Origin of the sequence: Micromonospora sp. LOL_021 (genome assembly GCF_048060215.1) — a bacterium.
Taxonomy (GTDB): domain Bacteria; phylum Actinomycetota; class Actinomycetes; order Mycobacteriales; family Micromonosporaceae; genus Micromonospora_E.
Genome location: NZ_JBHMIN010000040.1, coordinates 29,981 through 50,028, shown reverse-complemented (window position 1 = coordinate 50,028; position 20,048 = coordinate 29,981). Strand labels below are relative to the sequence as shown.

The 20,048-nt window shown below is 72.8% G+C and carries 16 protein-coding genes; 15 read left to right on the top strand and 1 reads right to left on the bottom strand.

The window, feature by feature from the left end; genetic code table 11:
• The first annotated feature begins 1 nt into the window (after position 1).
• Entirely contained in the window at positions 2 to 2,578 is a 2,577-nt protein-coding gene (locus ACFHWT_RS22810; RefSeq protein WP_416596698.1) for an FAD-dependent oxidoreductase, read from the top strand.
• On the opposite strand, the gene ACFHWT_RS22805 is transcribed toward ACFHWT_RS22810, so the two are convergent.
• Entirely contained in the window at positions 2,514 to 3,269 is a 756-nt protein-coding gene (locus tag ACFHWT_RS22805) for a GntR family transcriptional regulator (RefSeq protein ID WP_416596697.1), read from the bottom strand. The genes ACFHWT_RS22810 and ACFHWT_RS22805 overlap by 65 nt on opposite strands.
• A 308-nt stretch (positions 3,270 to 3,577) precedes the next feature.
• Between ACFHWT_RS22805 and ACFHWT_RS22800 the strand changes: the two genes are divergently transcribed.
• From ACFHWT_RS22800 to ACFHWT_RS22735, 14 genes are all read left to right on the top strand, one after another.
• On the top strand, positions 3,578 to 5,590 hold the full coding sequence (locus ACFHWT_RS22800) for a primary-amine oxidase (RefSeq protein ID WP_416596696.1): 2,013 nt from the start codon (positions 3,578 to 3,580) through the stop codon (positions 5,588 to 5,590).
• A 181-nt stretch (positions 5,591 to 5,771) separates the two neighbouring features.
• Positions 5,772 to 7,418, top strand: a complete 1,647-nt coding sequence (locus ACFHWT_RS22795; protein WP_416596695.1) for an ABC transporter substrate-binding protein — start codon at positions 5,772 to 5,774, stop codon at positions 7,416 to 7,418.
• A 30-nt stretch (positions 7,419 to 7,448) separates the two neighbouring features.
• On the top strand, positions 7,449 to 8,318 hold the full coding sequence (locus ACFHWT_RS22790; protein ID WP_416596694.1) for an ABC transporter permease: 870 nt from the start codon (positions 7,449 to 7,451) through the stop codon (positions 8,316 to 8,318).
• Entirely contained in the window at positions 8,315 to 9,367 is a 1,053-nt protein-coding gene (locus ACFHWT_RS22785; RefSeq protein WP_416596693.1) for an ABC transporter permease, read from the top strand. The genes ACFHWT_RS22790 and ACFHWT_RS22785 overlap by 4 nt, the downstream gene beginning before the upstream one ends.
• 7 nt (positions 9,368 to 9,374) lie before the next feature.
• Positions 9,375 to 10,067, top strand: a complete 693-nt coding sequence (locus tag ACFHWT_RS22780) for an alpha/beta fold hydrolase (protein WP_416596692.1) — start codon at positions 9,375 to 9,377, stop codon at positions 10,065 to 10,067.
• Positions 10,064 to 11,107: an ABC transporter ATP-binding protein gene (locus ACFHWT_RS22775; protein ID WP_416596691.1), complete on the top strand. Its 1,044-nt coding sequence runs from the start codon at positions 10,064 to 10,066 to the stop codon at positions 11,105 to 11,107. The genes ACFHWT_RS22780 and ACFHWT_RS22775 overlap by 4 nt, the downstream gene beginning before the upstream one ends.
• A complete protein-coding gene (locus tag ACFHWT_RS22770) occupies positions 11,104 to 12,111 on the top strand; it encodes an ABC transporter ATP-binding protein (RefSeq protein WP_416596690.1) in 1,008 nt (335 codons plus the stop codon). Before ACFHWT_RS22775 ends, ACFHWT_RS22770 begins: the two co-directional genes overlap by 4 nt.
• Positions 12,108 to 12,872, top strand: coding sequence for an amidohydrolase family protein (locus ACFHWT_RS22765; RefSeq protein ID WP_278170838.1), 765 nt, complete (start codon positions 12,108 to 12,110; stop codon positions 12,870 to 12,872). Before ACFHWT_RS22770 ends, ACFHWT_RS22765 begins: the two co-directional genes overlap by 4 nt.
• Entirely contained in the window at positions 12,869 to 13,324 is a 456-nt protein-coding gene (locus tag ACFHWT_RS22760; protein ID WP_416596689.1) for a hypothetical protein, read from the top strand. The genes ACFHWT_RS22765 and ACFHWT_RS22760 overlap by 4 nt, the downstream gene beginning before the upstream one ends.
• Before the next feature lie 62 nt (positions 13,325 to 13,386).
• Positions 13,387 to 14,199 (top strand): creatininase family protein, encoded by an 813-nt coding sequence (locus ACFHWT_RS22755; RefSeq protein WP_199757680.1) that lies wholly within the window; start codon positions 13,387 to 13,389, stop codon positions 14,197 to 14,199.
• A gap of 47 nt (positions 14,200 to 14,246) precedes the next feature.
• Positions 14,247 to 14,879: a cyclase family protein gene (locus ACFHWT_RS22750; RefSeq protein ID WP_416596688.1), complete on the top strand. Its 633-nt coding sequence runs from the start codon at positions 14,247 to 14,249 to the stop codon at positions 14,877 to 14,879.
• Between the two features lie 19 nt (positions 14,880 to 14,898).
• The gene (locus ACFHWT_RS22745; RefSeq protein WP_416596687.1) at positions 14,899 to 16,416 is read left to right on the top strand and encodes a gamma-glutamyltransferase; all 1,518 of its coding nucleotides are present in this window, start codon (positions 14,899 to 14,901) and stop codon (positions 16,414 to 16,416) included.
• A complete protein-coding gene (locus ACFHWT_RS22740; RefSeq protein WP_416596686.1) occupies positions 16,416 to 18,422 on the top strand; it encodes an FAD-dependent oxidoreductase in 2,007 nt (668 codons plus the stop codon). The genes ACFHWT_RS22745 and ACFHWT_RS22740 overlap by 1 nt, the downstream gene beginning before the upstream one ends.
• A complete protein-coding gene (locus ACFHWT_RS22735; protein ID WP_416596685.1) occupies positions 18,419 to 20,041 on the top strand; it encodes an amidohydrolase in 1,623 nt (540 codons plus the stop codon). Before ACFHWT_RS22740 ends, ACFHWT_RS22735 begins: the two co-directional genes overlap by 4 nt.
• Positions 20,042 to 20,048 lie beyond the last annotated feature (7 nt).

Sequence of the window (20,048 nt, the reverse complement as noted above, 5' to 3'; positions counted from 1 at the left end):
CTTGACAGACTCTGCATCCCAGAACGGGCCGGCGGGCGCGGGCGCGGAGCCCGCCGACCCGTCGCCCGTGCCGCTGGACTCGGTGGCACTGCGGGCCGCCACTCCCGGCGCGACCCTGGCCCACCACCTCAACGCCGCCGGCGCCGCACTGCCCAGCCTCGCCGTCCTCGACACGGTCATCGACCACCTGCGGCTCGAATCGCGGCTCGGCGGCTACGAGGCGGCCGAGGCCGCAGCCGAGCGGACCGCCGACGTGTACCACCTGGCCGGCCGGCTGATCGGCGCGACCGGGGAGGACGTGGCTCTGGTGGAGAGTGCCACCGTCGCATGGCACCGGGCGATCGACGCGCTGCGTCTCGGCCCCGGCGACCGGATCCTCGCCTCCGCGTCCAGCTACGTCAGCTCCGCACTGCACCTGCTCGAGCTGCGCCGCACCCGGGGCATCAGCGTCGAGGTGCTGCCCACCGACGGCTCGGGCGGCGTCGACCTGGACCAGTTGGAGCAGGCACTGCGGCAGCCGGCCGCGCTGGTCACCGTCGCCCACGTACCGACCTCGTCGGCGCTGATCGAACCGGTCGCGCAGATCGGCGCCCGGGTCGCCGCGGCCGGCGTGCCGCTGCTGGTCGACGCCACCCAGTCGGTCGGCCAACTGCCCGTCGACGTCGGCGTGATGCACGCCGACATCCTGGTCGCCACCGGCCGCAAGTTCCTGCGTGGACCGCGCGGCACCGGGCTGCTCTACCTGGGTCCGGCGCTGCGCGAGCGTGCCCGGCCGTTGACCCCGGACGTCCGGGGTGCCCGGTGGACCGGCGACGAGGAGTACGATCTGCTGCCCGGCGCCCGGCGGTACGAAACCTGGGAGGCGTCGCACGCATTGCGGCTCGGCCTGGGCACCGCGCTGACCGAGGCGCTCGCCCTCGGCGTCGACGCCATCTCGGCGTACGTCAGCGGGCTGGCCGCCCGGCTGCGGACCGGGCTGGCCGAGCTTCCCGGAGTGACCGTGGTCGACCCGCCGGCGGCCGGCGGCGGCATCGTCACCTTCGTCCGCGACGGCGAGGAGCCGACCACGACGGTACGCACGCTGCGCGCCGCCGGCCTGCACCTGGTCGCCGTACCGGCCAGCCACGGCCAGTGGGACCTGGGCCGACGCGGCCTGCCGGCGGTGGTCCGCGCCTCCGTGCACGTTTACAACGACGACACCGAGGTGGACGCGCTGCTGGCCCGACTGGCCCGCCCGACGGCCACCGGCGTACCGACCCCACCACCCGTGCCGACCCCACCGTCCGTACCGGCTGTTTCGGAGGCTGCGCCTCCGCCGTCGGCTGTGCCCCCGGCGACGACTGCCGCGCCGGCCCCGGCTCCCACGTTGCTGACCGGTGCCGAACGCCGAGCCGAGGTGATCGTCGTCGGTGCCGGCGTCCACGGTCGCAGCGCTGCCTGGGCACTCGCCGCGCGCGGCGTCCGGGTGATCCAGCTCGACCGGCTGCCGGCCGGGCACACCGAAGGGTCGTCCCACGGTCGGACCCGGATGATCCGCCGCGCCTACCCGTCGCCGGTCTGGGACGACCTGGTAAACCGCGCGTACACCGGTTGGCGCGAGCTGGAGCAGGCGGCCGGCCGCCGGCTGGTCAGCACCGTCGGCGGCCTGTACGCGCGACCGGCCCGGACCAGCAGCACCCTGCGCGGGCCGGACTGTGTCCTGGTCGACGCCAATCAGGCCGCCGGCATCGCGCCGGGGCTGGTGCTCGGCGCTGACATGGTGGCCGTACACGATCCGGCGGCCGGCGTGATCGACGCCGCCGCCGCGATGGACGCGCTGGCCGCGCTCGGCCGGGCCGCCGGAGTGGACCGCCGCGACGGCTGCCGGGTGACCGGCTGGCATCCGGACGGTGCCGGGGTCCGGGTGCACACCGACTCCGGTGACGTTCTCGCCGACCGGCTGGTCATCTGTGCCGGGCCGTGGACCGCCGACCTGGTGCCGGAGCTCGCCGGCCGGCTGACCACCGTGCGGATCGTCAACATCCACATCGGCTCGTCCACCCCGGCGCTGCTGGCCCCGCCGGCGCTCGGCCCGTTCTCGGTCGAGGTCCCCGGCGTCGGTCTGCTCTACGGCATCCCGGCGCACGGTCCGGACGCCGTCAAGGTGGGGTTCGACCACGGCCCGGTCGACGACCTGAACCGACCGCCCGGGCCGGTGACCGCCGCCGAGCGCGCCGAGCTGCTCTCCGTCGCCCGTCGTTTCCTGCCGGCCGCCGACGGCCCGGTCACCGCCGAGCTGGCCTGCCGTTACACCATGGCGCCGGGCAACCGGTTCGCGGTCGGGGCGCTGCCGGCGCATCCGCAGGCGTTGATCGCGGCGGCCTGTTCCGGTCACGGGTTCAAGTTCGGCCCGGCGATCGGCGCCGCGCTGGCCGACCTGGCGACCGGGGTGCCCCGGCCGGATCTGGAGTTTCTGGCTCCGGCGGCGATGGGGGTCGACGGGGTGCCACCCGGGGACTGGGCCGCCGACCGGGTCAACCCCGAAACACCGTCGCCGATCGCCGCTCGTACCAGCGAGCCAACTGCTCACCGGCGCTGATCACATGGGCCTGCATCTCACGCCGAGCACGTTCGCCGTCCTCTGCGGTGAGCGCGGCGATGATCCGTTCGTGCTCGTGGAAGTTGTCGTCGCGGTGCCGCGGATTGTCCTGCAGCACCAGCGCCGAGACGTTGCGCGGGAACGCCTCATTGATCTCCTTGATCACCCTGGCCAGCCAGTCGTTGCCGGCCACCTGGTGGATGAGGGTGTGGAACCGGTCGTTGGCGGCGTTGGTGGAGCCGGCCAGGGCCACCCGGGCGCGGGCCACCCCCGGGTCGTCCTCGACCCGTCGCTGCGGGATGCTGCCCCGGGCGGCCTGCTCGGTACGCCGCAGCAGCGAGTTGGCCTCCCGCAGTTCGTGCAGGACGTCGTCGGTGATCCGGCTGACCGCCCGTTCGCAGGCCAGCGCCTCCAGCTCCGCACGGACCTCGTAGGCTTCCCGGACCTCCCACGGCGCCGGCACCCGGACCACCGCGCCCCGGTGCGGCACCACCTCGATCAGCCCGCCGGTCTGCAGTTGCCGCAGCGCCTCCCGGACCGGGGTGCGGCTGACTCCGAGCAGCTTGGCCAGCTCGGCCTGGCGCAGTTGGGCGCCGATCGGGATCTCCCCAGACATGATCTTGGCGCGGATCTTGGCCGCGGTGGCGTCGACGAGGGCACTGCTGGTGGTTTCCGTCGAGCTGGCTGGCATGCCCGGTGCCCCTGTCTGTTCGGTGTGCGGCGCAGCCGGCCGGGTGCCGGCCCGGCCGCCATCGTTTCCACAGTGGTGCGATGTGGGTGTCACGATAGCAAGCCGGTCGGCGACCCTGCGGGTCCCGTACATTTCGCTTTGGATCCCGGTTTTGGATCCAAAGATCCTGCGGTAGTATCCGAGACTACCTTGGCCAGGGAGTTCTTAGGAAGCACCGGCCCGCCGCAGCCACCACGACGCGACGCAGACCGACCCCAGACGAGCCGGACCGCATCGGAACGACTCCCGCGACGGCGACAGGAGCAATCGTGAGCGCGTGCCACCCCAGCCCGGACGGGCGCAACCACCGCAACCATCCGCTCGACCCACCCAGCCCGGCGGAGATCGCCCGGGCCGTCGCCGCCGCCCGCGCCGCCGGTCGGCTCGGCGAGCGGACCCGGTTCTGGGGGGCCACGCTGGACGAGGCACACGCCCGGGCCGTCCTGGCCGGCACGGCCGCGGCCGGGGAGGTCCGACTCGGACTGGTGGCCATGGACCACGCCGCCGGCACCGCCTGGGAGATCGACGTCGCGCTGGCCGCCGGGAGCCGGGACGACGGCGCGGCGGCAAACCACGCTGAAGGCGAGGACACCACGGACCGCTGCCTGGACTGGCGTCCACTCGACCCGCGTCGGCCCGGCATCACCTCGGAGGAGGCTCGCGCGGCCGCCCAGGCCTGTCGGCAGAGCCCGCTGTTCCGCGAAGTGCTCGCCAAGCGGGGCATCCACGACGTCTCCCTGGTGATGGTCGACGCCGAGTCGATGGGCGGCTTCGAGCCGAAGCGGTACGCCGACCGGCGGCTCACCTGGGGCACCGTCTGGCACCGCGTCGACGAGGGCGACAACGGCTACGTGCGCCCGGTGCAGGGCGTGGTGCCGATCATCGATATGGCGACCATGGAGGTCCTGGAGGTCGAGGACCACGGCGTGGTGCCGATCTCGGACGAGGCCGGCCCACTGGAGGCCGATGCCTGGCCGACCCGGCCCGGGCTGCGGCCGTTGGACGTCGTGCAGCCCGACGGTCCGAGTTTCGACGTCGACGGCTGGCAGGTCAGCTGGCAAGGCTGGCAGCTGCGGGTCGGCTTCACCCACCGCGAGGGCCTGGTCCTGTACGACCTGGAGTTCCAGGGTCGCCCGGTGGTCAAGCGGGCTGCCTGCAACGAGATGTACGTGCCGTACCTCGACCCCAACTCCACCCAGTACCGCAAGAACTTCTTCGACTGGGGCGAGTACGGTGCCGGGCCGTTGACCAACTCGCTCGCCCTCGGCTGCGACTGCCTGGGCGTCATCTACTACTTCGACACCGCCTATCTGGGTGGCGACGGTGACCCGGTGACCATCCCGAACGCGATCTGCATGCACGAGGAGGACCACAGCATCCTCTGGAAGCACAACGATCTGCGGCGTGGAGTCAGCCAGGTGCGCCGCTCGCGTCGGCTGGTGATCTCCAACTTCCAGACCGTGGCCAACTACGACTACGGCTTCTACTGGTCGCTCTACCAGGACGGCCGGATCGAGCTGGAGGTGAAGCTGACCGGGATGCTCTCCGCCTCCGGCATCGCCGACGGCGACGAGGTGCGCTACGGCCGGGTCGTCGCACCGAACGTGCAGACGCCGACCCACCAGCACTACTTCGGGCTACGCCTGGACATGGCGGTGGACGGACCGCGCAACCGGCTGGTCGAGGAGCACGCCGAGGGCGAGACCGACCCGGCGCTCGACCCGTACGGCAACGCGGTACGCAACGTGCGTACCCCGCTGCTGCGTGAGTCGCAGGCGGCGCGCCGCACCGATCCGTCGTCGGCCCGCCGCTGGCGGGTGGAGAGCACCACCCGGACCAACCGGTACGGTGAACCGACGGCCTACCGGCTGCTGCTGCCGAACACCACCCGGTCGTTCGCCCGGCCGGACTCGGTGATGGCCCGCCGGGCACCGTTCATCCACCAGCACCTGTGGGCCACCCCGTACGATCCGCAGGAGCAGTTCCTCGGTGGCCGTTACCCCAACCACGCCGAGCCGGGCGACGACGGTGTGCAGGTCTGGCAGCGCCAGGACCGGTCGATCGACGGTGCGGAGCTGGTGCTGTGGCCGGTGCTCGGCACCCACCATTTCCCGCGCCCCGAGCAGTGGCCGGTGATGCCGGTGGACGCGATCCACATGATCCTCGAACCGGACGGCTTTTTCGACCGCAATCCGGCGATGGACGTGCCGGATCCGGCCGCCGCCCGTGGTGCGGGCAGTGCCTGCTGCTCCACCGGAACAGACATGGTGCCGGCCGACTGACCCGGCCGGTACGTCGGCCACCGCGCCGGCCACGGGGGACCCTGTCCATTTTCGACATCCCGACACCAGACGTTCACAATCGCGATACGGACCCGAATTGGGTACCGCAGATGATGGTTTTGGATCCAATCCAAATGAAATTTCATCCATCTTCGTCCCATACCCTGCCGAGGAGCGCACTATGTCGGACGATCCCCGCAACCTCCCGCAGCACCTGATAACCCGTCGCGCGATGCTGCGTGGCACCGGTCTGCTCGGCCTCGGCTTCGGCGCCAGCAGCCTGCTCGCCGCCTGTGGCGTCGCCTCCGACGGCAGCGAAGACGGCGACGACGGCACCAGCAGCGGCGGCACCCTCACGCTCGGCATCGACGCCACCAGCGCCGTCCACGACCCGGCCTTCTACACCTCACTCGGTGACTGGATGGCGGTCGACTGCATCTGCCGTGGGCTGACCTTCATCTCCTTCGAGACCAACGAGCCGCAGGCCGACCTGGCTGAGAGCTGGGAAATCTCCGACGACGGGCTGACCTACACCTTCACCCTCCGCCAGGGCGTCACCTTCCACGACGGCACCACCTTCACCTCTGCGGACGTGCTGGCCAGCCTCGGTCGGCAGTTCAACGAGGACGACCCGACCCTGCCCGAGGGGTCGTCCCGGCCGCTGCGCAGCCTCGGTGCCAACGTCGCCTCGCTGGACGCGCCGGACGAGTACACCGTGGTGATGGTGCTGAACAGTCCGGACGCCACCGTGCTCAACCGGCTCTCCGACATCGGTGGCCGGATCATCTCCTCCGCCGCACTCGCCGAGTACGGCGCCGACATCGGCAAGAACCTGATCGGCACCGGCCCGTTCCAGTTCTCCTCGGCCACCGCCGGGCAGCAGGTGGTGCTGACCGCGTTCGAGGACTACCGCACCGGCCGGCCCAAGGTCGACCGGCTGGTGATGCAACAGGTCCAGGACCCCTCGACCATCGTCAGCTCGCTGCTCAGCGGCGACCTGTCCGCCACCCAGTTCACCCCGTACTCGGCGGTTGAGCAGCTCAAGGCCGACGACGCGGTGACCTTCCACGAGACGCCGTACAGCTTCGACGCGATGATGATGATCGACGCCCGGCGGATCCCGGAGCTGGAGGTGCGCCAGGCGATCAACCTGGCGATCGACCGCGAGGCGATCATCGCCCAGGCGTTCTTCGGAATCGGCGCGCCACCCGACGGCTACACGATCCCACCGTCGCAGGACGGCTACGACCCGAGCCTGGCCGACCTGAGCCGGTTCGATCCGGACGAGGCCCGGCAGCTGATCGAGTCGGCCGGCGCCAGCGGCCGGCAGGTGGCGCTGATGGCGGCCAGCGACTCCTGGCACCCGCGGGCGGCGCAGATCGTCGCGCAGAACCTCACCGACATCGGGCTGACCGTCGTCACCGACTCGGTCGACCCGGCGACCTACTTCAGCCGGCTGCTCGACCCGGACGACGAGTTCCACGAGCTGATGATCTGGGAGCGCAACTCCTACATCCCGGACCCGGACAACATGATCGGGGCGATGGGCCTGCCCTCCGGGGTGTACGGCGACTTCACCTCCGGGTTCAACACGCTGCCCGGCTCCGAGGCGTTCGCTGACGACCTGGCCGCCGCGAAGAACCTGCCCAACGGTCCCGAGCGCACCGCCGCGTACACCGACATCCAACGCCGGTTCGCCGAGCAGTACATGGTGCTGTCCATGCTCTGCTACTCGGCGAACCCGGTGGTGACCGGCGCCAACGTCGAGGGCGCCAACGTCGCCGCGCTCGGCAACCACCGCTGCTTCATGGAGAACGCCAGTGTCTGATCCGATCCGCACGGCCCGTCCGGGGGACCGGTGACGGTCGCCGGGGCGCGGCCGGTCGGGCGATGGAGAGCCGCCTACGCGCGGCGCTCCATCGCCCGGTCCTGGCTGGCCACCGTCTCCTGGCTGGTGGTCGTCGGTTTCGTGCTGATGGCGACCATCGGGCCGCTGATGATCGGCGCCGACCCGGAGCGGCAGTCCAACGTCACCCTCGCCGGGTTCGGCACCGCCGGGCACCCGCTCGGCACCGACGATCTCGGCCGTGACTTCCTGGCCCGGCTGGTGTACGGCGCCCAACCGCTGCTGCTGGTCGCGTTCCTCGCCACTGTCCTCGCCGCAGTCATCGGCACCACCGTCGGGATGCTCGCCGGCTATCTCGGCGGCTGGGGTGAGCAGATCCTGATGCGGGTCACCGACATCGGGCTGGCCTTCCCGTCGATGCTGTTGATCATCCTGGTGGTGGCGGCCAGCGGGCCCGGCGTACGCAGTCTGGTGGTCGGGGTCGGGGTCGCGCTGTCACCCGGCCTGGCCCGGCTGGCCCGGGCGTTGACCGCCCGGGAGGCCGCCCGCGACTACGTGCTCGCCGCCCGGCTCGGCGGCACCCGGTCGCCCCGGATCATGATCCAGGAAATCCTGCCGAACATCGCCGGCCCGCTGCTCGCCCAGGTCGTGATGACCCTGTCGGTGGCCGCCGGATTCGCCGCCGGCCTGTCCTACCTGGGCCTGGGCATTCAGCCGCCCACCCCGGACTGGGGCTACATGGTGCAGGCCGGGCAGGAGTTCATCTACTCGGCACCTCGCATGGCGGTGCTGCCCGCGGCGTTGACGCTGATCTTCGTGGTCGCCAGCAACTTCGTCGGTGACGACCTGCGTGACGCGCTGGACCCGAGGAGCCGTCGATGATCCGGCTGCTGCGCGGCAGGTCGCTGCCGATGCTCACGGTACGCCGGCTGGCCAGCGTGCCGGTGGTGCTGTTCGTCCTGGCATCCCTGGTGTTCCTCGCCATCAGGCAACTGCCCGGCTCGCCGTCGTCCACCCTCGCGGCCACCGGCACCCAAGGGCTCAGCGCTGAGCAGATCTCGGACAACGAGGCCCGGATCAACGAAGCACTCGGCCTGGACCGGCCGATCTGGGAGCAGTACCTGCGCTACCTCGGCGATCTGTTCGGGCTGGATCTCGGGCGTTCCTTCTACGGCGGCAACAGCGTGCTGGACCTGCTCGGCGGCGCGCTGCCGGCGACGATCGAACTGACCGTCGCGGCGATGCTGATCGCCATCCTGATCGGGGTCGTCACCGGGGTGATCGCCGCGCTGCGCAAGGACACCTGGGTGGACACCGCCACCCGGTCCATCGCCACGGTCAGTTTCTCGCTGCCCTGGTTCGCCCTCGGCGTACTGAGCATCGTGGTCTTCGGCGTGTGGCTGCGCTGGATGCCGGTGATCGGTCGGCTGCCCAGCCAGCTCGACTACCAGCCCACCACCAACTTCGTACTGCTCGACGCGATCCTGCAGGACCGGCCCGAACTGGTCGGGCCGTGGCTGCAGTACCTGATCCTGCCGGCGACCACCCTCGCGTTGGCGATGGCCGGCTTCATCACCCGGATCGTGCGGGCCTCGGTGCTGGAGGTGCTCAGCGACGACTTCGTGCGGACCGCCCGGATGAAAGGGCTGCGGGAGCGGACCATCCTGCGCCGGCACGTGCTGCGCAACGCCGGCCTGCCCATCGTGACCGTGCTCGGTCTGCAGTTCGGTTCGCTGCTCGGCGGCTCGGTGATCACCGAGACCGTCTTCTCGTACCCCGGCGTCGGCAACCTGCTGGTCAGCTCGGTGCTGCAACGCGACTATCCGGTGGTGCAGGGCGCCGCGCTGGCGATCGCGCTGCTCTTCGTGCTGGTCAACGCCGCAGTCGATCTGTTCTACCTGGTCCTGGACCCGCGCCTACGGAAAGGATGAGTCCATCATGGATATCGTGCTGGTGCACGGTGCCGGCGGCACCCCGAGCACCTGGGCCCAGGTGGCACCGTTGCTGCGCGCCGCCGGACACCGGGTACACCTGGTCACCAATCCGATGAACTCGCTCGTCGAGGACGTCGCCAACACCACCGCCGTGCTTGCCGACTGCACCGCCCCGGTGCTGCTGGTCGGCCACTCCTACGGCGGTGTAGTGATCACCAACGTCGGTCGGGACGAGCGGGTCGCCGGGCTCGTCTACATCTGTGCCTTCGCCCCCGACGAGGGCGAGTCGATCCAGGACATCATCGGCCGCTACCCGCCCGCCGAGGTCAGCCGGCACATGCGACGTGGTCCGAACGGTGAGTGGGCCTCGGAGCACAGCCCCGAGTACTGGGCGGAGATCGGCTGGGACGTGCCGGAAGCCGAGCGGGACAACTTCGACGCCGACTCGCGCCCCAGCGCCGACGCGATCTTCGCGCAGCCCACCGGGGTGCCGGCCTGGCGCGACAAGCCGTCCTGGTACCTGGTCGCCGCCGAGGACAAGACGCTGCGACCGGACACCCAACGGGACATGGCCACCCGGGCCGGCGCCACCGTTTCCGAGGTCGGCGGCAGCCACTTCACCCCCCGTGTGCGGCCCCGCGCCGTCGTCGACCTGATCGAGCAGGCCGTCGCCAGCATCACCGGAGCGCCCCGGTGACCTCCGCCCCGGTGACCGACCACCAGCCCGTGCTCACTGTCCGGCGGCTGCGGGTCGAGTTCGACGTGCCGGCCGGCCGGTTGCCGGCCGTCGCCGGTGTCGACCTCGACCTGCACACCGGTGAGATCCTCGCCCTGGTCGGCGAGTCCGGCTCCGGCAAGTCCGCCCTGGCGATGAGCCTGGTCGGGCTCAACCGGGCACCCGGCACCCACATCACCGGCCGGGTGGAGTTCGACGGGCGGGACCTGACCACCGCCAGCGAGGCCGACCTGCGCCGGGTCCGGGGCCGGGACATCTCGGTGGTCTTCCAGGACGCGCTGGCCGCGCTCAACCCGTTGCAGCGGGCCGGGGCCCAGGTCGCCGAGATGATCCGTACCCATCAACGGATCAGCCGGGCGCGGGCCTGGCAGCGGGCCGAGGAGCTGCTCGCCGACGTCGGCATCGCCAATCCGGCCCGCAACGCCCGCGCCTACCCGCACCAGCTCTCCGGCGGCATGCGGCAACGCGTCATGATCGCGATCGGGCTGGCGAACGACCCGACCGTGCTGATCGCCGACGAGCCCACCACCGCCCTGGACGTCACCATCCAGGCCCAGGTGCTGGCCACCCTCAAACGGCTACAGGCCGAGCACGGCACCTCCATCGTCCTGATCACCCACGACCTCGGGGTGGTCGCCGAGGTCGCCGACCGGGTCGCCGTCATGTACGGCGGCCGCATCGTCGAGCAGGGCACCCGCGACCAGGTGCTCTACTCGCCGCAGCACCCGTACACGATGGGGCTGCTGGACTCGGTGCCCCGGGTCGACGGGCCGGTCGCCGACCGGCTGCCGGCCATCCCCGGCAGCCCGCTTACCGGGGTCGACCGACCGCCCGGCTGCGGCTTCGCCCCGCGCTGCGCGTTCGCCCACGCCGACTGCGACACGTCGCCGCCCGGGCTTGTCAACCGGTACGGCGGACCCGGCCACGTCGACGCGTGCCTGCTCGACGCGTCGGCCCGGCACACCGCCCGCACCCCGGCAGCGGTCGGAGGTCGACCGTGACCAGCGTGCCACTGATCCAACTGACCGGCCTGCGGGTGGAGTACCCGGGGCGCGGCGGTGATCCGGTCCGTGCCGTGCGCGACGTCGATCTGGAGATCAGCGAGGGTGAGACCCTCGGCTTGGTCGGCGAGTCCGGGTGCGGCAAGTCGACCCTCGGCCGGGCCATCCTGCGGATCACCGAACCCACCGCCGGCAGCATCCGACTGCTCGGCCGGGAGATCACCGGCCTGCGCGGGACCGTGTTCCGGCAGATCCGCGCCGACCTGCAGATGGTCTTCCAGGACCCGTTCAGCTCGCTCAACCCGCGGCGGCGGATCGCCGACAGCGTCGCCGAGCCGCTGCTGCGCGGCCGGGGGGCCAGCCGGGCCGACGCCAGCCGGGCCGTCGACGAACTGCTCGACCTCGTCGGGCTCGGCCGCGACGCCGGCCGACGTCGGCCGCACGAGTTCTCCGGCGGCCAGCGGCAGCGCATCGGCATCGCCCGAGCGCTCGCACCGTCCCCCCGGTTCATCGTCGCCGACGAGCCGGTCTCCGCGCTCGACGTCTCCATCCAGGCCCAGGTGGTGAACCTGCTCGCCGACCTGACCCGGGAACGCGGGCTGACCATGCTGTTCATCTCGCACGACCTGGGCGTGGTGCGGCACATCGCCGACCGGATCGCCGTCATGTACCTCGGCCAGATCATTGAGGTCGCCGACCGGGACACCTTCTTCGGCGGGCCGGCACACCCGTACAGCGAGGCGCTGCTGTCCGCCGTGCCCACCTTGGACCGGGAGTCCGACCGGGAACGGATCGTGCTCGCCGGCGAACTGCCCGACCCCGCCCACCCACCGGCCGGATGTCAGTTCCACACCCGCTGCCGGTACGCCGTCGACCGCTGCCGCGCCGAAGCGCCGGCGCTGCGACCGATCCAACCGGGCCGCACGGTCCGTTGCCACCTGCCCCTGGTGCCGCAGGACATCCCGGCACCATCGACCGTCACCACCGGAGGCACAGCACAGTGATCATCGACGCGTACAACACCACCCAGGACGTGCGGGGCCGGTCCGACTACCTCACCGGCGCCCGTCCCGGCCAGGCACCGCCGCCGTACACGCCGTTCGACCCGCGGCGGATCCTGGACCGGATGGACGCCGCCGGGGTCGACATGGCGATGGTCTGCTCCCTGGCCCAGCGGATCGAGAACGACTTCATCATCGGCCTGGCCAAAGCCCACCCGGACCGGCTGTTCGGCTTCGGGCAGGTCCGCCCGGCCGACGACGACGCGCTCGACGAGATCGCCCGGATCGCCGACGCCGGCCTCAAAGGGCTCAAACTGCACCCCAGCCTGCACGGCTACCACGTCGCCGACCACGGACTGCTCGACCCGGTCTTCGCCGCCTGCGCCGAACACGGCCTGATGGTGCTGATCAACGCCCTCGACGACGCGTTCTGCGCGCCGCTGGCGATCGAGGAGATCGCCAAGGGCCACCCGCAGGTGCCGACGATCATCGCCCACATGGGAGCGGTCTGGAACGTCCCCGAGGCGATCATCGTCGCCGAACGGAACCCGCACATCTACCTGGAGACCTCAGCCACCCTGATCAGCGACGTCAAGCGGGCGTACGCCCGGCTCGGTCCGGAGCAGATCCTGCTGGGCAGCGAGTGGCCCGGATCCGACTTCGACCTGGAACGGATGAAGATCGCCAAGGCGATCCCGGACGCCGCGGACCGGGCACTCGTCGAGGGCGGCAACATGGCCAGGCTGCTCGGGATCACCGCATGATCACCGAGGATGTCGCTCCGGTGCCGGCACCGGCCGGGATGACTCCGGGCGAGGTCGAGCTGCTCGACGTCGCCCAGCGGCTGCTGTCGAAGGTCTGGGTCGCCGGCCGACACGAGGTCGCCACCGCGCTGCGCACCCCGGACGGCGCCGTCCACACCGGCGTACACCTGGAAGGGTCCTGCCGGCGCAGCTCGATCTGTGCCGAAGGTGTCGCCCTCGGCGCGGCCCGCGCCGCGTTGCCCGCCGAAACACCGCTCACCGTCGACAGCGTGGTCTCGGTGCAGATCAAGCCGGCCGGCCGGTTCCGGGTCATCGCCCCATGTGGGGTGTGCCGCGAGCTGATCAGCGACTACAGCCCGCAGGCCCGGGTCTGGATCACCACCGTCGACGGCGCCGTCACCGCGATGGAGGCCATCGACCTGCTGCCGGAGAAGACCCGCCGGGCCTGGTGACCCGGCCCCGTCCACGTGCCGCGCCGCGCCCGACTCAGTCCATGTACCGAGAGAGGAACACCGTGTCCGAACCGTCCCGCACCGACCTTGACCGGGCGGCACTCGCCGCCGAGCTCGGCGGCCCCGGCACGCCGGTCGCCTGGGCCGAGCTGACCTGGCCGGAGGCCGGCCACACGGCGACCACCGTCGACGCGGTGATCATTCCGGTCGGCGCCACCGAACAGCATGGCCCGCACCTGCCGCTCGCCGTCGACACGCTGATCTGCGACGCGGTCGCCCGCGACGTCTCCGCACTCACCGGCGTGCCGGTGGTGCCCCCCATCGGGTACGGCGTCTCCGCCTCGCACGGTGACTTCGCCGGCACCATCGCGCTGCGCCCGGAGACCCTGATCGCCGTCGTCGAGGACGTCATCGACTCGCTGCACGCCAGCGGCGTCCGGCAGTTCATCCTGCTCAACGGGCACATCTGGAACAACGGCTCGCTCGACGTCTCCGCCGAGAAGCTACGGGTACGCCACCGCGACTCACGGGTACGGGCGTTGGCCTACGTGACCATGTACCCCGGACCGGAGGTCGACGGCCACGTCTACCACGGGCGCGGGCTGATGCACGCCAACTACTTCGAGACCTCGGTGATGCTGCACCTGCACCCGGACCTGGTCCGGATGGACAAGGCCACCTCGCACCGCGACGTCGACTCGTTCTGGGACTACCGGATGGATCAGGTCAGCGACACCGGCGTGTGGGGCCGCGACGTCGCCGACGCCACCGCCGAGCACGGCCGGGCCGAGTTCGACCGCTGTGTGGCCACCACCGCCCGGGCTGTCGCCGCCGCCGTGCGCGAACCCTGGCCCGACCCCACCCACCGGCCCTGACCGTCCCGCCCACCGGCCCCGACCGGCGCCGCGAAGGAGCACTCCGCGTGAAGATCTACGACATCACCCTGCCGATCCACCCGAAGATGCTGCACTGGGGCCGCAAACCCGAGGTGGAGATCGTCGAGTCGCTGGCCAACGGGGACGCCTCCAACGTCACCCGGTGGCGGCTCGGCGCGCACACCGGCACCCACGTCGACGCACCGGCGCACTTCGTCGACGGCGCCACCCCGATCGACGAGGTGGCGCTGGAGACCCTGGTCGGACCAGCCGTGGTCGCCGACCTGACCGCCGTCGACGGGGACGTGACCATCGCCGACCTGGTCGCCGCCGGCGTCGCCGGTGCCACCCGGGTACTGCTCAAGACCAGCAACTCGGCCGGCCCGTTGCGCGAGACCGAACGCGCCGAATCCTGGGTCGGGCTCTCCCCGGAGGCCGCCCGCTGGCTGATCGACCAGCAGGTCGCGCTGATCGGCATCGACTATCTGACCATCGAGAGCCATCGGCGTACCGACACCTGGGACGCCCACCACGCGCTGCTCGGCTCCGGCGTGATCATCCTGGAGAACGCCGACCTGGACGCCGTACCACCGGGGGAGTACGAACTGATCTGCCTGCCGACGAAACTGGTCGGCGCCGACGGGGCGTTCGCCCGTACCATTCTGATTCAGCGCGACTGACCCGGCGAGACTGATCCGCATGTCGATCGAGATCGCGTTCGCCGCACCGCATCCGTCCGCGTTGGACGCCGCCGCCGACGTGGTGGCGGCCGGCGGTGGCGTCGTTGACGCCGCCCTCGCCGCCGCCGCCGCGCTCACCGTCGCCTACCCGCACCAGTGCTCGGCCGGCGGTGACCTGATCGCCCTGGTCCGCACTCCCGACGACCGGATCCGGGCGGTGCTGTCGGTCGGCGCGGCGGCCGCCGACGTCGACGTCGCCGCGCTGCGCGCAGCCGCCGACCGGATGCCACCCGGCGGTCCGCTGACGGTCACCGTGCCCGGTGTCGTCGCCGGCTGGGCCGCGCTCGCCGACCTCGGCGGCCGGCTGCCGCTGGCCCGGGTGCTGGCACCCGCCGTCGAGTTGGCCGCCGGCGGCGTGCCGGTCAGCCCTGGGCTGGCCGCGGCGATCCTGCGCAGGCTCGACGTGGTCCGCGCCGATCCCGGCCTGGCCGCGCTGCTGCTCGACGGCGACGGTACGCCGCTGCCGGCCGGGGCGGTGCTGCGCCAGCCGGCGCTGGCCCGCACCCTCGGCACCATCGGTGCCGACTGGCGCGACTACTACCAGGGTGAACTCGCCGAGGCGCTGGCTGCCGGGCTGGCCGCCCTCGGCAGCCCGCTGACCACCGCCGACCTTGCCGGGCACGCCGCCGAGATCACCGATCCACTGCGGTACGCCGCCGCCGGCTTCGAGGTGACCTGGTCGGTCGCGCCGCCGCCCAGCCAGGGCGCCACCCTGCTGGCCATGCTCGCCAACGCCAACGCCAACGCCGCTGCCGCGCTGGCCACCGCCCGGACTGCCGAACAGCGCCGCGACACCCTGCTCGGTGATCCCCGGACCGGTCCGATCGACCTCGACGGCCTGCTGCTGCGTACCGGCGTCGCGACCAGGCCGACCCTGCCAGCCGGCCCGAAACCGGCCGGCGACACCGTCGCGGTCACCGCTGTCGGCCGCGACGGCACCGCCGTCACCCTGATCCAGAGCGTCTTCCAGACGTTCGGCGCCGGCATCTGCGAACCCGGCACCGGCCTGGTGCTGCACAACCGGGGGTCGGTGTTCAGCCTCGACCCGGCCCACCCCGGCCGGCTGCGCCCCGGTGCCCGCCCACCGCACACCCTCTGCCCGGCGATCGCCACCGGCCCGGACCGGGTCGTCGCGCTCGGCTGCCAGGGCGGCCGGGCCCAGCCGTGGATCCTGGCCCAGGTCGCCGCCGACGCGCTGACCATCGCCGACCCGGCCGGCCTGCTGGCCCGCTCCCGCTGGGTGATCGGTGCCCGCGACGTGGGACAGGACCGGCCCAGCCTGCTGCTCGAACCCGACACCCCGGCCGCCGACGCGCTGCGGGCCGCCGCCACCGATCTCAACCTGCGGGTGGTGCAGTTGCCGCAGCGCCATGACGACGCCGGGCACGTCCAACTGGCCCGGCTCACCCCGGCCGGCCTCGACGCGGCCAGCGACCCCCGCGCCGACGGCGCCGCCCGGGTGCTGCGGGGCCACTGATGGACCCCGCCGAGGCGGCCGCACTGCTCGCCGACCCGTACCGGCTCGGGCCGGTCACGCTGCGCTCCCGGATCGTCAAGGGGCCAACCTCGACCGGTGCGGCCGACGCCGGCGGCTACGCCCAGCCGTGGCACCGGGACCACTATGCGCGGGTCGGCCGGGGAAGCGCGTTGACCATCGTCGAGTTCACCGCGATCGACGACGGGGCCGCCCTTGGCTTCCCCGGCCATCTCGGCATCGCCAGCGATGACCACGCCGCCGCGTTGGCCACGGTCGCCGAGCGGATCCGGGCCGACGGTCGCGCGGCCGGGCTGCAGATCGCCCACGCCGGGCGGCAGCGCACCCTGCCGGGGGAGGCGCTTGCCGCGTCGGCGGTGCCCTGGCCCGCCATCGAACGCCGACTCGGGCTGCGGCCCCGCGCCATCACCGTCGACGAGATCGCCGTGGTCGTCGACGGGTTCGGCCGGGCCGCCCGCCGCGCGGCCCAGGCCGGCTTCCAGGTGGTGGAGATCCAGGCGGCCAACGGCTACCTGCTCGCCGGGTTCCTCTCCCCACACACCAACCGGCGCGACGACGACTACGGTGGCGATCCGGCCCGGCGACGTCGCGTCCTGCTGGAGGTCGTCGCCCGCTGCCGGGCCGCGCTGCCGGCCGAGGTGGCGCTCACCGTACGGCTGTCCGACCGCGACCACGAACCTGGTGGGCAGGATCTGGCCGAGACCACCGGGCTGGTCGCGGCCCTGGCCGCCACCGGCCAGGTCGACGCGGTACACGTGTCGTCCGGCAACCACGCCACGCGGGTACGCCAGGTGCCGCCGGCCGCCGTGCCACCGGGCGCCGTCTGGCGATCGGCCCGGACCCTGCGGACCGCAGGGCTGCCCACCATCGCCTGCGGCGGGATCACCGAACCGGCGCAGGCCGCCACGCTGCTCCGCGACGGCACCGCCGACCTGGTCGCGCTCGGCCGGGCGTTCCTCGCCGACCCGGACTGGGCGGAGAAGGCGCTCGCCGGCGCCGCCGAGCGGATCCGCCCCTGCGTACGCGGCAACGACGGCTGCCACGCCCGTGCCGCCCTGGTTGGCCGGCCGGTCGCCTGCACCGTCAACCCATCGCTGAGCCTGCCGTCGGCCTCAGCGCCGTCCGGCCCGGTGCCGTCGGCCCGAGCATCGTCCGGCCTTGCGCCGTCGGCCGCCGTCCCGTCCGGTCAGGTGCGACCGGACGCGCCGGTGCTCGTCGCCGGGGCCGGTCCCGCCGGACTGGAAGCCGCACACCGGCTCGCCGGGCACGGACACCGGGTCCGGCTGTACACCGGCGGCCGGCCCGGCGGTGCCCTGCGGGACGCGGTGGACAGCGGGGTGCACGACAGCTTCACCCCGTACCTGCGCTGGTTGACCGACCGGCTCGCGGCCAGCGCCGTCGAGGTGGTCGACGCCCCGCTGCACCCGACGGACCTGGGCGGAGGTTGGACCGGGCTGCTGGTCGCCACCGGCGGCGTGGCGCGGTCGCTGCCCGGCGCGGTGCCCGCACTCGACGTGCTGCGCGGCCTGGTGCCGCTGCCCGCCGACGGCCCGGTGCTGGTGATCGGCGCCGGCCGAACGGGCACCAGCACGGCCGCCGCGCTGGCTCGCCGGGGTGCTGACGTCACGCTGCTCGGCGACACCACCCGGGTGCTCGACGACGAACCCCCCGACGACCCACCGACCTGGACCGACCTGCTCGCCTCGGTCGGGGTGCGGACCGTGCTCGGTCACCGGGCCAGGGTCATCGACGACCAGGAGGTACAGGTGGACGGGACGGTGCTGCGGGCCGGGCTGATCGTCGCGGCGGTCGGTCGCGAACCCCACCATGACCTGTACGAGGCTGCCGCTGAAGTGGCCGCCGGCCGGCCGGTGCTGCGCTGCGGCGACGCGTTGCGCCCGGGGCGGCTGCACGACGCGGTGCACGCTGGGGCACGGGCCGCCCGTACCCTGCACGAGGCCCTCGCTTTCCGGCAGGTGGCCCGGTGACCGGCGGTGACCTGCTCGTCATCGGCGACGTGCAGACGATGGACCCGGCCGGCCCACGGGCCGAGGCGGTGGCCGTGCGCGACGGTCGGATCGTCGCCGTCGGGGACCTGCGCCTCGCCCGCGCCGCCGTCCCCACCGGTACGCCGGAGTTCGCCCCGCCCGGCGGGGTGGTGCTGCCCGGCTTCGTCGACAGCCACGTCCATCTGATCTGGGCCGGCCGGGCTGCCGCCCGGGTCGGGCTGGACGACGCGGTCAGCGTCCGCGACATCTGCGACCGGATCAGCGGGTACGCCCGCCGGCATCCCACCCGCCGGTGGATCGAGGCCGACGCCGGGTTCGACCCCGGTGACCTGGCCGAACGCCGGCTACCCAGCGCCGCCGAGTTGGAGGCCGCCGCCCCTGGTCGGCCGGTATTGCTGGACCGCAAGGGCCACGACGGCATCGCCAACCTGACCGCGCTGCGGCTGGCTGGGATCACCGCCGCCACCCCGGACCCGCCCGGCGGGCGGATCGACCGGTACGCCGACGGCACCCCGACCGGGCTGCTCGTCGAACATCCGGCGGTCGCCCTGGTCCGCGCGGTGGTTCCGAAGCCGGACCAGCAGACGAGGATCGACTGGATCACCGCCGGGCAGGCGGAGTTGCTCGCCCATGGCATCACCACCGCCGTCGACCCGGCGGTGCCGGCCGCAGAACTGGCCGCGTACGCGTCGGCCGGGCGGGCAGGTGCGCTGCGGCTGCGTACCGTCGCGATGCCGTTGGGCGGTGACGACGTCGACGACGCGCAGCTTCGACGTACCCTCGATGATTGTGATCTTGACCGGGCCGCGCCCGGCCTGCTGCGCGCCGGGCCGACGAAGCTGTTCCTCGACGGCGGCGGCTCGCTCGGCACCGCGCTGCTGTCGGCACCGTGGCCGGGCAGCGACGGCTACCACGGCAACCAGAGCCTGCGCACCGACACGGTGCGGGCGCACTGCGCGTCGGCGGCGGCGTACGGGCGGGGCGTCGGCGTGCACGCCGTCGGCGACGCCGCGATCGACCTCACCCTGTCGGTCTTCGCCGAGGTCGTGGCCGGTACGCCGATCGCTGGACTGGGTTTCCACCTGATCCACGCCTACCTCGGCCCTGGGCCGCAGGCGATGGCGACCGCCCGTCGGCTCGGTGTGCCGGTGTCGGCGCATCCGGCGCTGCAGTGGGCGTTCGGGCTCAACCTGATCGACCGGCTCGGTGAGCCGGCGGCTGCCGCCGCGAACCCGCTTCGGTCCTGGTTGGACGCCGGGGTGACGGTCGGTGGGGGCTCGGACGGGCCGGGGCCGCCGATGTCGGTGCTGCACGGCATCTGGCAGGCCCGCACCCGCCGGGTCCGGGGCCGCGACGAGCCGCTCGGGCCGGACCAGGCGGTCACCGCGTCTGAGGCGCTGGCGCTGTTCACCACCGGCGCTGCCGAGGTGGCCGGCAATCGGCGGGCCGGCTGGGGCAGCGGGGTGCTGCGGGTCGGCGAGCCGGCGGACCTGACCGTGCTCGACGTCGATCCACTCACCCCGGACACCGACGCGCTGCTCGCCGGTACCGTACTGGCCACTGTGGTGGCCGGCGAGGTCCGGTACGCCGAGGTATGAATCGACG

Bases quoted from the DNA above. Each gene is read 5' to 3' on its own strand.
- ACFHWT_RS22740 (WP_416596686.1), top strand. From the start codon at position 16,416: ATGGACCCCGCCGAGGCGGCCGCACTGCTCGCCGACCCGTACCGGCTC.
- ACFHWT_RS22805 (WP_416596697.1), bottom strand. From the start codon at position 3,269: ATGCCAGCCAGCTCGACGGAAACCACCAGCAGTGCCCTCGTCGACGCC.
- ACFHWT_RS22760 (WP_416596689.1), top strand. From the start codon at position 12,869: ATGATCACCGAGGATGTCGCTCCGGTGCCGGCACCGGCCGGGATGACT.
- ACFHWT_RS22785 (WP_416596693.1), top strand. From the start codon at position 8,315: ATGATCCGGCTGCTGCGCGGCAGGTCGCTGCCGATGCTCACGGTACGC.
- ACFHWT_RS22745 (WP_416596687.1), top strand. From the start codon at position 14,899: ATGTCGATCGAGATCGCGTTCGCCGCACCGCATCCGTCCGCGTTGGAC.
- ACFHWT_RS22780 (WP_416596692.1), top strand. From the start codon at position 9,375: ATGGATATCGTGCTGGTGCACGGTGCCGGCGGCACCCCGAGCACCTGG.
- ACFHWT_RS22795 (WP_416596695.1), top strand. From the start codon at position 5,772: ATGTCGGACGATCCCCGCAACCTCCCGCAGCACCTGATAACCCGTCGC.